Genomic DNA, 12,647 nt, shown 5'->3' with positions numbered 1-12,647 from the left:
TTCCTGATCCGCAGGTTCTCGATCTCGAATACGTCAGCTTCTCGTTTCTCAGGGATCATGATCTCTTCTACTCCGTTTATCCAAAGAAGAAACGTCCTCGGTACAAGAAGATTTATAACCGTATTCTACCGATGAAGTATGAGATTCCCTCATAATCATCTGACCGGCACCACCAATCACTAAGCACTGAAATCATGGCAGGTTCTGGCTGAGCATCCGTCATTATTCCCCGTTGCGCTGACCGTGTCTGAATTTTATCGGCACAGCAGGGCAGGTTTTACTGCGCTTAAATTGTAACGTATTTGAACACTTTTCCTATCATTTCAGGCAGAAAATCCATAGAAAAGAGACCGGAATTACTTCAGAACCGGTCTCTCACTATTCCTTGTCACACACAGCTTGCGATAACTTCGTAAAACTTGCGTTCAGTTTTTCAATTCACCATCTGTATAGTTCTCAGAGTCTCCTTCTGAAGCAATCTTCTGATCCGTCCATGCATCAATTGCCTTCTTCAGCTGCTGCAGATAGGGAGAAAACTGTACCTGTTCTCTTCCATAAGTCTTCTGCAGATCATATTCCAGCGGCAGCCATGAACGAATATCTGCTTCATCATGAGAGATGACTGCTTCCAGCTTATCCAGCGCCTTGTAAAGCTTTGCCTCAGGAGTCTTCAGTTCAATCATCTCCTGCAGAAGCGAAAGCCATTCTTCTTTCGCCGGCGAAGGAAATGAATTCACCCAGTTCAGATACAGGTCTTCTTCTGCAGTCTCATTCTGAGCTGTCTTCTCAAATGTCGGAATATCACCTGTAAAAGCTTCGCCGAGATCATGGATCAGACACATCCGGATGACCCGGTTCATATCCAGATTCTGATACTCCGGTACGCCATCCAGCAGCATCGCCATGAGCGCAAGTCTCCAGCAATGATCCGCCACACTTTCCTTCCGGCCTTTCTCAGTCCAGTTATGGCGGGTGCTGACTTTCAGCTTTCCGGCTGTGTTCAGAATCTTCAGCAGTTCTTCTGGTTTCATTTCAGGTTTCTCCATTTCTTCAGGCATCAGGATACTGTCAGTGCCGTCAGCAATCATTTTCATGACATTTAGTTCTGAATCAGCAGACAACCTGCTGGCAATCATAAATCCGGCGGATGATCGCTATCCTGGAATCTGAGGTCACTGTATCATAATCAATCCCGGAATTCATCCTATCCGCAGGATCTATTATTTCCGCATGCATCCAGCATATTGTCGAATCTGCAAAGCAGAAAAAGACTGGAGCAGAAGGTTCTGCTTCAGTCTCATGATCAGCCATTCCGGGTTTCGCTGCCATCCGGGAATCCGCTCTGTTCCGGGGTCTGATCGGTACTGCTTTGATAGTCGCTCGTGCGTTCCACCAGTTCCAGTTCCACAGTAACTTCTTCACCATCCCGTTCTACCGTAACTTGAACTTTATCTCCCGGATTCTTGTCCTTCAGGAAATCCCGCACTTCCTGATATGTCAGTGCTTCTTCCCCATCCAGTTTCTCCAGCACATCGCCGACCTGCAGTCCGGCTTCCTCCGCCTTGGAATTGGATGCGAATCCCTGAATCGTCGGTCTGCCGCTGCCGAACTGAATACTCACTCCGAGGGCTGCTCCGCCGGCATCATCTTCTTTGCTGTCTTCGCCTTCCCCGCTGAAGATATTCTTCTTATCAGGGGAAGAACCATTCTCGCTGCTTCCGCTGCCATTTCCAAAGAAGCCGCCGAAGAAATTATTCGTTCCTTCCAGCACTTCCACTTTGCCATTGAGCTCAGAGACCTCATTCTTGAGATCTGCTACTTCTTCCTTGAGCTCGCTGATCTCCTCATTCTCAGCTCGCGTCGCAAGATATCCTCCGGTAAATCCAAGGCACAATGCCAGAAGGACCATCAGGACCGGCTTCCAGATCGAAGGCTTCTTCGGAGTTACCGGCGAAACTTTCCTGACCTCTGCAGCAGGTTTCACTTCTGATGCAGGTTTCGGTTCTTCCTTCTTCACCGGTTCAGGTTTCCTGTCTTCCGGCTTTGCGGTTCCGCAATTGCTGCAGAACTTCCCGGTATTTTCCGTGCCGCAGGACGGGCACTTCCATGCCTCGCTGTTTCCTGCAGCAGTGCTTTCTTCAGGTTTCTTCTCTTCATCCATCATCTTGTTCCTCCTGTAACACGATTAAATGTAATACAGCAGGGTGAACGTTATGTGAAGAAAGACACATATGAATCTGAAACTACCGTTCCAGGAACTTCAGAACTGCTTTCTTAAGCTTTCCTTCTGTTCCGCTGTACGGATGCTCGCGCAGCGGCAGGTTGAACTTCGTCGACCCGATCAGGACCGTACTCGGATGCGTGAACTCCCGGAAGCCCCACTCGCCATGATAAGCCCCCATGCCGGAATGTCCGGTTCCGTTGAACGGGACACCCTTCACCATCAGATGCAGACAGACCTCGTTGATGCAGCCGCCGCCATACTGCTGCGTCTGCATGACTTTCTTTGCCCACTTCATATCCTTCGTAAAGACATAGAGTGATAAGCCGTGTTCCCGGGAAGCGATCGTATCAAGCATCTGATCAATTTCGTCATCCGGAAATGGAACAATCGGCAGCAGCGGATTGAACAGTTCATGATTCACGATCGGTTCCTCTGCCTTGACAGGATAGATGATAGTCGGTGCATAGCGCAGCGTATTTGGATCTCCTTTTCCGCCCCATAAGATCCGATCCCGATACTGCTCTGCTTCCTCTGCACAGCTGTCATAGGCTCTTCTCGAAATCAGATGGGGGAATTCTTCATTCCGCTCCGGATTCTCGCCCAGCTGCATCGCAAACGCCTTGATGAGTTCGTTGATGAACGGCATCGCAGCTTCTTCCGCCACTGCAATCTGATTGATGTTGATACACACCTGGCCGGCATTCATTGCCTTGAAGAATGCAATCTTCCTGGCCGCATCCTTCAAATCCGCGTCCTTGCGGATCACGCACCAGTTTCCGTTCTCCCCGCCAAGCTCCAATGCTGCCGGCGTCAGGTTCTTCGCTGCTTCTGCAAGCACATGCTTGCCGACTTTCGGGCTGCCGGTATAGAAGATCTTGTCGAACCGTTCTTCCAGGCACCAGTCTGCCACTTCATGACCCCCATCAATCACGGTCACATAATTCTCCGGGAAGGTATCCCGGATCAGCTTCTGCATTGCCGCCGTGCAATGCATCGACTTCGAGCTGGCTTTGATCACAGCAGTATTGCCGCCGGCAATCGATGCAGTCAGCACGCCAAGCGATAAGAGAATCGGAAAATTGAACGGAGAGATGATCAGTGTTGTTCCATAAGGCATCTTGTATACCTTCGTGATCATGCTCGGAAAGCAGAGCACACCGCTGAAGTGCGTTTCCGGAGCAGCCCACTTCTTCAGCCCGGCAATCGCTTCATCAATCTCCAGGATGACCGAACCGATATCGCAGAGATACGCCTCCGTATCACTGCGTCCGAGGTCTTCTTTCAGAGCCAGTTCCAGTTCGTGCTGATGTGTCTGCATTGCGATCTTAAGCTTGATCAGCTTATCGATTCTCCAGTTCACATCGAGGGTTTCTCCGGTTCTGAAGAACTTGTGCTGTGCTTCGGTGATTTCGTGTATCCGTTCCTTTGTCCATTCCATCATGCTCTCTCCTTGCGCAATTCTGCGATCAGCTCTGCAAAGTCTTCATTGCCCCAGGTCACCGGCGTCGGGTAGAGGGGATTGGCTTCTTCCATTGCCCAGGCAATGATCTGAGGAATATCTTTTTCCTGGATCATTTCCGCCCCTTCCGGGATCTGCATCTCTTCTTTCATTGCTTCGATCCAGCGGATGAATGCATGTGCTTTCTCGGCATTCGTGCGCCCTTCAATGCCGCATGCATCCGCCAGCTCGCTCAGAGAATCATAGACCGCAGGCCCATACTGGCGCATCACATGAGGCAGGATGATGCTCATCGCAAGTCCATGCGGGACTCCATACAGACCTCCGAGCGTATGTCCTACTGCATGCACATATCCTACGCAGCCTCGTGTGAACGCACGCCCTGCATAGAATGCAGCTTTCTGCATTTCTCCGCGTGCCTCCAGATCCTTGCCATCATGATATGCCTTCAGCAGGTTGTCATGAATCAGCCGGACTGCTTCCCTTGCCAGAAAGTTTTCCAGTTCCGTATTGTAGGTATGATTCGTATATGCTTCGACTGCATGGCATAGAGCATCCATACCGGTGGTGGCAGTCACTTTCGGCGGCAGGCCCTGAGTGAGTTCCGGATCCAGAACTGCATAGTGCGGCAGAATACTCGGATCATTGATGCTTGCTTTATGGTGCGTTGCGGAATCGATGATGACAGCAGCCACCGTGGTTTCTGAACCGGTTCCGGCGGTAGTCGGGATCGCAAACAGCAGCGGAATCTTCGCATGCACCTTCAGAATTCCCTGCAGCTGCGCCACAGTCTTATGAGGATGAACAGACTTTGCTGCAATTGCCTTGGCACAGTCAATCGGCGCGCCTCCGCCCAGTGCAACGAGTGCCCTGCATCCATGATCCTGGTAGACCTTGAAGCCGGCTTCGACATTATCGCTGGTCGGATTCGGTTCCACCCCGGAGAATACGGTGTAATGCAGTCCTTCGTGATCCAGAAGATCTGTCAGCTTTGCGGCAAGGCCGAGCTTCACAAGATTCGGGTCCGTGACGACCAGCAGCTGATCAGCGCCCTTTGACCGGATCAGTGCAGGCAGGCGTTTCAGGCACCCTGCCCCTTCCAGGCAGTCCGGCATGCGGTAGCCCAGAAAGTAATTTGCTTCTTTCATCCCAGCCTGAAAAACGCGGCAGTAAATTCCGGAAATGATCTTATCCATAAGAATTCCTTTCTCTGGCGTCTGCCAGCAGATTCCCCTCATGGACATTCTAGCATATCCGGATCAGTCCGCATAACCCGCACAGAACAAGCCCCTTTGTGCAGAAAAAACACGTCTTCTGCATCATGCAGGAAACGTGCTTTCTGATCATTCAAACGGATGGAAGTTACCGGACTCATCCCACCAGCCGCCGTCAACCCATGCGCCGGTTTCAGGATCCACATAGCCATACTGGGAGGCATCCACTTCATGCCCTTCGCAGGTTTCAGTCGGAGCACTGTCCGGGGTTGCATATTCCGTGATGGCATAGCCATTGGTTTCACAGCTCTCCGCTGCCAGCAGTCCTGTCTGGTTGCAGACTCTGACCTGGATGATTCCGAGCTCCTCTGCGGTCTTATTCTGGATTGCCGCATCAGGCAGATTCTTCTTCTGATGAATCGGATCCATATACGCCTTCCAGAGCGGAGCCGCCTGATAATAGGAAGAACTGTTCGTGAAGCTCGTGTAGTTATCCGTCGAAATCCGCATGAAGCTCGTGTAGTAGTGCGTATAACCGCCGAAGCTGATGACCTGGTGCTCATGGGTGCCGGTCTTTCCGCACGAAGTCACGGACGACAGGCGGGCATTGACACCTAAGCCCTCAGTCATATTCGTCTGCATCATATCGGTGGTCAGCCATGCAGTGGACTCTGAGAATACCCGATGCGTTTCCATCGCACCGTCATTCAGAATCTCTTCTCCTGCCCGGTTGAGCACCTTTGTATAGCAATGCGGCTCAATATAGACACCGCCATTTGCAAGGGCAGCATAGGCGCCGCCCATCTCAAGCGTCGTGACATCGGTTGCGCCAAGTGCCAGGCCTGCTGCCGTCTTGGTCAGGTTGTCCGCATTGAAGCCTTCCTTGACCATGAAATCATACGCTTTGTCGATGCCTACATGTTCCAGCATGAACCGGGCAGCAGGAATGTTATGGGACAGTTCCAGCGCCCTGCGCATCGTAATCGGTCCATCTGTATAATCGCCTGGAGGCCAGCCGTTATTCGTACCGTAGCCTGGAATGGAATACGGCATATCATCCACCACCGTGCCAGGGAAGTCGCCGGTTTCAATCGCCGGTGCATAGACCGACAGCGGCTTGATGCTGGAACCGACTGCCTGGGTACTGTCTGTTGCACGGTTGTATCCCTCTGCAGTCGCAGCCTGCTCTCTGCCGCCGACAATCGCTTTGACTTCACCAGTCGACTGTTCGATGACAACAGCGGAGAACTGAGCTTCTGATCCATCTGCTGCAGTCGGATAATTCTGATATTCTGCGGCCGCCGTCTGCACCTCGCTCTGGATATCCGGATCAATGGTCAGATAGAACGAATATCCGCCATTGCGGAAATTCTGCTTCATCTCTGCAATCGAATCATCGGTAACTTCCTGCCCAGAGGCTTCCAGAAGCTTCGTGGCGATCTCCTTCATGGCATAGTCCACGAAGTATGCATTTGCATAATAGGTGTCACTCGTCTGCGTCGTGCGTCCTTCTTCGGCAATGACCAGCTTATCGGCAATCGCTGCATCATACTGCTCCTGCGTGATCTTGCCGTTATCCAGCATTGCATAAAGAACCGTGTCGGTACGGGCATTGCAGCGATCCATATCTCCCGTCCGCGGGTTGTAGTTATTCGGACTCTGCACGATGCCGGCAAGACATGCATACTCCCGCAGGGTCAGATCATCCAGATCCTTTCCGAAATAGTCTGCAGCTGCATTCTTGATACCATAGTTCGGGCCGCCCATATAGACGGTATTGAGGTACCACTCCAGGATCTCCGCTTTTGACATCCGTTTCTCAAGCTGAAGCGCAAGATAGATTTCCTGGATTTTGCGCCTGTAGGAGACTTCCTGGGTCAGAAACGTATTCTTGATCAGCTGCTGCGTGATCGTGGAACCGCCATAGCTTGCCGTATGCGTGAGCTGGCCCCACACAGCTCCCAGGGTCCGCTTGATATCCACGCCATGGTGCTGATAGAAGCGCTTGTCCTCAATCGAGACAATCGCATCCTTCATCGTCTGCGGAATCTCATCCGCAGTCACCCAGTCGACATTCTCATTCGACCCGTAATCCATGAAATAATTCCCTTCGGAATCATAGATCGTAGAAGCTTTCGAATAATTGCCGAACTTGGAAAGATCCAGCTCCGGAACTCCTCTGAGGTTGTAGCGGATATAGAACCCACCGCCGACAACCAGCAGGATCATTGCCAGAACAACCGTCAGAATCACCCGGGTGCGGATTTTCTTCTTTTTCGCTTTCTTCTTCTGCTCCGGTGTCTGCTCGATCTTCCGTACCTTCTTCTTCGGCTTCACCTCTTCTGCTGTTTTTTCATGAACAGCAGGTTTCTGCTCAGCCTCTCTGACGGTATGGATCATCTGTGTCTTCTCAGGCTGCTTTTCAGTCTCAGGAAGCGGAATCGGATGAATCTTCTCTGCCTCGGTCCTGGGTGCGACGATCGAAGGAATCGTCACGGAATCCGTGTCCTCATGATTTCCGAACGGATCTTCTGCAGTCTCTTCCGGAATCTGATATTCCGGTGTGCTGAGGCTGCTGTTGACTGCTTTTCCATCTGCGCTGAGAACTGCCGGAGCTTCTTTCTGCGTCACACTTTCCCGTACTTCCGGGGGCGTGATTCTGACTTTGCGGATCGGTTTCCCGTCAGAGCTCAGAACCGCAGGCTGCTCCTGTTCCGGCTCCTCGGGCAGCGGCGGCATGGCGGAAGCGATCGTATCCTGCCTGAGAAGCCGCTGGGCAGCGTTCAGAAAATCACGATACGTAAACGGAGATACGAGAACCTGATCTGCTCCGGCCATCCGGAAGGCATGTTCGTATCCTCTCGCCGAATCACCTGCCAGCATCAGCACCGGGATCGTCGGCGGAACTCTGCGCAGAAAAGCCGCAATCTCTTCCGGATCGGAAGCCAGATCATCGCCGACCACGAGCAGATCGAATCTCGTCCCGGCAATTGCCTTGAGCGCCTTCTCACGATCGGCCGCAGCAGCAGCTTCATATCCTTCCTGTTCCAGTATCTGTTTCATTTTTTCGCAGAATTGAACTCTGCGATCTGCTATCAGTATCTGCATACCTGCCTATTATAAATTAACCGCAGAAAAAAGAAAAATAGCTGATTCCGATCAGAAAAGGAATCCCCCGAAGAAGATCCCCTGATCTGATTATTTCACACGATAAGTGATATGGCTACCCGGAGGCACAGACTCCAGAAGCCAGACATTTCCGCCGATGACACTGTGATCGCCGATCACGGTATCTCCGCCGAGAATCGTCGCATTGGCATAGACAATGACATAATCGCCGAGATCCGGATGCCGCTTGCCCGACTTGACCGGCAGGCCATTCTCATCCAGATCGAAGCTCCTTGCTCCGATCGTCACCCCCTGATACAGCTTCACATGATGGCCGAGCACTGCTGTTTCACCGATGACGATGCCGGTGCCATGGTCAATGCAGAAATAGTCCCCGATCTTCGCGCCCGGGTTGATATCGATGCCGGTCTTTTCATGGGCATACTCCGTCATCACCCGGGGAATGAACGGCACTCTCAGCTCAATCAGATGATGCGCGATCCGGTAGATGCAGATGGCATAGAAGCCAGGATAGCAGAGAATCACTTCTGCCTTGGACTTGGCAGCAGGATCTCCATCATAAATTGCCTGGATATCGGTAATCAGCGATTTCTTGATCTGAGGAAGACCCTCCAGAAACTGCTCTGCAACCTCTTGCGGGTCCCGCCCGTCACCATCCATGCAGAAACAGCTCTGAAGTTCTTTTCGAAGATCCATTCTCAGCCTGCCCAGAGCTTCTTCCTGACTGAGTCCCTGGTAATGGAAGAACCCCGGCAGGATCACGACCTGGGCAAGCTTCAGGATTTCCTTGATATGCGTGCGATCCGGGTATTCACATGCCGCACACACCGTCTCATTGCCGATTGCATTGAGTTCGTTCAGCAATGTCTGATCTTTTTCTTCCATGCTTCACTCCTGAAACATCGCCGTCGAAAGATAGCGATCCCCGGAATCCGGGCAGATCACAACGATATTCTTCCCGGCATTCTCCGGTTTCTTCGCTTCCTGAATCGNCGCCCATACCGCAGCTCCGCTTGAGATTCCGACCAGAATCCCTTCTTTTCTTCCGAACTCTGCCCCGGTCGCAGCTGCGTCTTCATCGCTGACTTCCGTAATTGCGTCATATGCATTCGTATCCAGAACTTCCGGAATATATCCTGCCCCGATTCCCTGAATCGCATGCGGACCTGGCTTTCCGCCGCTTAGCACCGGCGAGGATGCCGGCTCTGCCGCAATGACCTTCACGCCCGGATTCTTCTCTTTCAGATACTTCGAGATGCCGGTGATGGTTCCGCCGGTCCCTACGCCAGCAACCAGAACATCCACCTTTCCCCCAAGTGCTTCATGGATTTCCGGTCCGGTCGTGCGGTAATGTGCCTTCCAGTTCGCCGGATTCACGAACTGTCCGGCAATCCACGCATGGTCCATTGAACCGGCAAGCTCTTCAGCTTTCGCGATCGCGCCTTTCATGCCGAGCTTTCCATCTGAAAGGACCAGTTCAGCACCATACGCCTTCATCAGCTTCCGGCGTTCTGCTGACATCGTATCCGGCATCACGATGATGACCCTGTAGCCTCTGACTGCTCCGATTGCCGCAAGACCGATGCCCGTATTGCCGGAAGTCGGTTCAATGATGACCGTATCCGGCTTCAGGATACCTCGCTCTTCGGCATCCTCGATCATGCTGAGAGCCGTCCGATCTTTGATAGAACCAGTCGCATTGAAGCACTCCAGCTTGGCATAGACCTTCGCAGCAAGGCCATATGCAGATTCAAGATGCGTCAGTTCCAGAAGAGGGGTATGACCGATCAACTGCTCCATGGATTGTGCAATTGTTTCCATGATCTCTCCTCCGATTCTTCTCTTGTAAAAATCATAAAACACTCCAGCCGGAAATTCAGCTGAAGTGTTCATTCAGAACGATCAGAATGCTTTCTGATACGGAAGTTTCATGACAATTTTCCGGTAAGTGTGCGGCTGTTCAGTGTGACATACCGGCCGATGTCCATCCCATGGAAAAGCCGCCCAGAACATCCCCTTCGAGATCAGCATATGATGTTCACGATCTCCTGAAAGCTTCTGCTTGTCGCCTGCTTCCTCATACGGAATCGTCACTTTCAGATCCCGGACATCATGCCAGGCAACTTCTTCGCTGCCTTCGAGAATGATCTGCAGGTCAATATATTTCTGATGAGACTCGAAGTCTCCTTCGGAAAGCGGCTTCGTCACTCCTTCCTGAACCATGTAGAACCCATGCTCGAACATATACTTCCCGATCTGGTCCGTTCCGTTCTTCTTCACGGCTTCCAGTCCCTCTTCCAGATACGGCAGCACGGCCTTGTAGTCTTCAAGATGCTCAATGGAATCAATGATCATTTCAGTGTCCTCCTGCCTCTCATGATACTGCAGTTCCTGAGAAACGCAGAAAAAATGGAAGCCCTGGCTGGGAGCTTCCGTGAGGGGTAGAGTATGTTTCCATACTCCAAACAAGGTTCCGGTTTCTAGGAGGACCGGAACAGACGGGCTGTCATCGCTGACACCCTGGCCAGAGCCAACCATCCGCAGGATGGAAGTCGCAGTGCCCCGACCATTAATATAATATACATAAATCGGCCGGAAATGGAATGTCAGAACATCAGTTTTTTTTGATTTTCTGCAGTGAATTCAGGTCAGAATGAAAGAGATTTCAGAAACGTTTCCAGTGCTTCAGAGTTTCCATGCGGAATCATACTGAGATCCCGATCTTTCCGGTTGATCAGGCAATCCGTAACCAGATATACCTGCATCCCGGTTTCCAGAGCCGCCGCATCTTCTTCCGCATCATTTCCGATCATTATGCACTCGGCAGGATCAAGATCCAGGTTCCGGCAGATTTCAAGGAAATACTCCGGATTCGGCTTGCACGTACACGAAGTTTCATAGGTCGTGATCGCCTGGAAGTCCTCCGGTTCAAGCCCCGCCCACCGGATCCGGGAATCAGTCGCAATCTCTGGAAACAGGGGATTGGTCGCAAGAATCGGCTGGCATCCGGCTTCCTTCAGATTCTTCAGTACTCTACGAAAGATCGGATTGACCCTTGTCGCAGCACGGGCATTTTCAAAAACTGTGCTGTAGAATTCCAGAAAATGAGCTTCTTCTGCTGCCCGGGAATGCCCGGTTTTCTGCTCGAACACCGACCAGAACCGCTGCTCATTCGTACAGGTTCCGTCATTCTTTACCATTGCTGCGGTGCCTGTCCACATCGCATCGATCAGCGGCTCCCGTTCAAAGCCATATGGAGCCATGAACTTTGCCAGTTCACCGAAATACGCCCTGATAAATGCATCCATGTCCATAGGCAGAAGCGTTCCGTCCAGATCGAACAGCACCTGTTTCATCGCGCTGCCTCCGTCTCTCTGAGATTCTCCTTGGCAACTGCAAGCATCAGCTTGATGCGGTTTTCCTGATTGACCTTGGTTGCGCTTGGATCATAGTCTACCGGAGTGATATTGGCTTCCGGATATTTCTCGCGGATCTTGTTGATGACGCCTTTGCCGGCAATGTGATTCGGCAGGCAGCCGAAGGGCTGTGCACATACGATATTGCTGTAGCCGCCTTCGATCAGTTCCAGCATCTCCCCAGTCAGCAGCCAGCCCTCGCCCATCTTCGTACCAAGCGAGAGGATATCGCCAGGCTTCTTCATTAGCTCCTTGAAGGAACCCGGGGCATAGAAGCCATAGCGCCTCATGGCTTTCGACATCTTCTTTCCGATATGATCCATCAGATTCAGCCCGATTCCGGCATACTTTCCCATCTTCGGGCTGATGCCATAGTACTTTGCATCCATCGCCCAGTTTGCGCAGCAGTATTCCGCATATCCCATCAGACCAGGCATATTGACTTCGCAATCCTGGCTCTCCAGAAACTGCAGCAGATTGTTATTGCCGGTGGGAGAGAACTTCACATAGATTTCTCCGACCACGCCGACCTTGACTTTCGGCACGCGCTTCATCGGAATCGATGCAAAGTCCTTCGCAATCATGCGGAACACATGACCGAACTCCGGAATCAGATAGTGCTTGTCATGACGGATCCAGTCATCCAGCTGGGCGACCCACTTCTCGCACATCGCATCCGCATCGCCGCTGTGTATTTCATAGGCATGTGCTTCATTGCGCAATGCGACAATCTCATCGCCGTACTCAATTCCCGCAAAGATCTTCATCAGCATCTTCGGGGTCCATGGCATGATCGAGCCAGCCTCAAGACCGCTCGCATTTGCCGAAGCAACCGGAACGAAGTCATAGCCGGAGCGGACCAGTGCCTTGCGTAGAAGCTTGATATAATTCGAAGCCCGGCAGCCGCCGCCGGACTGCGTGATCAGCAATGCAGTCTTATGCACGTCATACTTGCCTGAATTCAGAGCATCCAGAAACTGGCCGATGATGATCAGCGCCGGGTAGCATGTATCGTTATGCACGTACTTCAGGCCAAGCTGCGTGACTTCGCTTGACCCGCTGCCCATAAGCTCCACCCGATGATAGCCTTCGCTCTCCATTGCCGCCTTGACCAGCCTGAACTGGGTCGGGCACATATTCGGGATCAGCAGCGTATAGTCCTGCAGCATGTCTTTGGTGAAATTCGGTGTGAGATATTCCATGCG

10 protein-coding genes are annotated in these 12,647 nt (G+C 52.0%); all 10 read right to left on the bottom strand.

Annotation, left to right across the window (positions count from 1 at the left end):
- Window positions 1–425: 425 nt before the first annotated feature.
- Window positions 426–1,031 carry an HD domain-containing protein gene (locus tag FYJ51_RS03715; protein ID WP_154503338.1) on the bottom strand — a complete coding sequence of 202 codons (606 nt, stop codon included), beginning with the start codon at window positions 1,029–1,031 and terminating at the stop codon, window positions 426–428.
- Window positions 1,032–1,303: 272 nt separating this feature from the next.
- Window positions 1,304–2,164: a PDZ domain-containing protein gene (locus FYJ51_RS03710; protein ID WP_154503336.1), complete on the bottom strand. Its 861-nt coding sequence runs from the start codon at window positions 2,162–2,164 to the stop codon at window positions 1,304–1,306.
- 79 nt (window positions 2,165–2,243) lie between these two features.
- Window positions 2,244–3,665: an aldehyde dehydrogenase family protein gene (locus tag FYJ51_RS03705; RefSeq protein WP_205946161.1), complete on the bottom strand. Its 1,422-nt coding sequence runs from the start codon at window positions 3,663–3,665 to the stop codon at window positions 2,244–2,246.
- Complete coding sequence (locus FYJ51_RS03700) at window positions 3,662–4,879, bottom strand: iron-containing alcohol dehydrogenase (protein WP_154503334.1); 1,218 nt, start codon at window positions 4,877–4,879, stop codon at window positions 3,662–3,664. Before FYJ51_RS03700 ends, FYJ51_RS03705 begins: the two co-directional genes overlap by 4 nt.
- A gap of 147 nt (window positions 4,880–5,026) precedes the next feature.
- A complete protein-coding gene (locus FYJ51_RS03695; RefSeq protein ID WP_154503332.1) occupies window positions 5,027–8,005 on the bottom strand; it encodes a transglycosylase domain-containing protein in 2,979 nt (992 codons plus the stop codon).
- Window positions 8,006–8,095: 90 nt separating this feature from the next.
- Window positions 8,096–8,911, bottom strand: a complete 816-nt coding sequence (locus FYJ51_RS03690) for a serine O-acetyltransferase (RefSeq protein WP_154503329.1) — start codon at window positions 8,909–8,911, stop codon at window positions 8,096–8,098.
- Window positions 8,912–8,914: 3 nt separating this feature from the next.
- Window positions 8,915–9,847 carry a cysteine synthase A gene (gene cysK, locus FYJ51_RS03685; protein WP_154503326.1) on the bottom strand — a complete coding sequence of 311 codons (933 nt, stop codon included), beginning with the start codon at window positions 9,845–9,847 and terminating at the stop codon, window positions 8,915–8,917.
- A gap of 81 nt (window positions 9,848–9,928) precedes the next feature.
- On the bottom strand, window positions 9,929–10,381 hold the full coding sequence (locus FYJ51_RS03680) for a YhcH/YjgK/YiaL family protein (RefSeq protein ID WP_154503323.1): 453 nt from the start codon (window positions 10,379–10,381) through the stop codon (window positions 9,929–9,931).
- Window positions 10,382–10,674: 293 nt separating this feature from the next.
- Complete coding sequence (locus FYJ51_RS03675; RefSeq protein WP_154503320.1) at window positions 10,675–11,382, bottom strand: HAD family hydrolase; 708 nt, start codon at window positions 11,380–11,382, stop codon at window positions 10,675–10,677.
- Complete coding sequence (locus tag FYJ51_RS13790) at window positions 11,379–12,644, bottom strand: 2-hydroxyacyl-CoA dehydratase (RefSeq protein ID WP_154503317.1); 1,266 nt, start codon at window positions 12,642–12,644, stop codon at window positions 11,379–11,381. The genes FYJ51_RS03675 and FYJ51_RS13790 overlap by 4 nt, the downstream gene beginning before the upstream one ends.
- Window positions 12,645–12,647: the final 3 nt, after the last annotated feature.

The organism is Stecheria intestinalis (assembly GCF_009696165.1).
Classification (GTDB): Bacteria; Bacillota_I; Bacilli_A; order Erysipelotrichales; family Erysipelotrichaceae; genus Bulleidia; species Bulleidia intestinalis.
Note: the sequence above shows the minus strand (reverse complement) of the source record. Positions and strands in the feature narration are given on the sequence as shown.

What these genes read in the sequence shown, in the direction of transcription:
- FYJ51_RS13790 (WP_154503317.1), bottom strand. Translation starts at nt 12,644, where the DNA reads ATGGAATATCTCACACCGAATTTCACCAAAGACATGCTGCAGGACTAT.
- FYJ51_RS03715 (WP_154503338.1), bottom strand. Translation starts at nt 1,031, where the DNA reads ATGAAACCAGAAGAACTGCTGAAGATTCTGAACACAGCCGGAAAGCTG.
- FYJ51_RS03695 (WP_154503332.1), bottom strand. Translation starts at nt 8,005, where the DNA reads ATGCAGATACTGATAGCAGATCGCAGAGTTCAATTCTGCGAAAAAATG.
- FYJ51_RS03710 (WP_154503336.1), bottom strand. Translation starts at nt 2,164, where the DNA reads ATGATGGATGAAGAGAAGAAACCTGAAGAAAGCACTGCTGCAGGAAAC.
- FYJ51_RS03690 (WP_154503329.1), bottom strand. Translation starts at nt 8,911, where the DNA reads ATGGAAGAAAAAGATCAGACATTGCTGAACGAACTCAATGCAATCGGC.
- FYJ51_RS03675 (WP_154503320.1), bottom strand. Translation starts at nt 11,382, where the DNA reads ATGAAACAGGTGCTGTTCGATCTGGACGGAACGCTTCTGCCTATGGAC.
- FYJ51_RS03680 (WP_154503323.1), bottom strand. Translation starts at nt 10,381, where the DNA reads ATGATCATTGATTCCATTGAGCATCTTGAAGACTACAAGGCCGTGCTG.
- FYJ51_RS03700 (WP_154503334.1), bottom strand. Translation starts at nt 4,879, where the DNA reads ATGGATAAGATCATTTCCGGAATTTACTGCCGCGTTTTTCAGGCTGGG.
- FYJ51_RS03705 (WP_205946161.1), bottom strand. Translation starts at nt 3,665, where the DNA reads ATGATGGAATGGACAAAGGAACGGATACACGAAATCACCGAAGCACAG.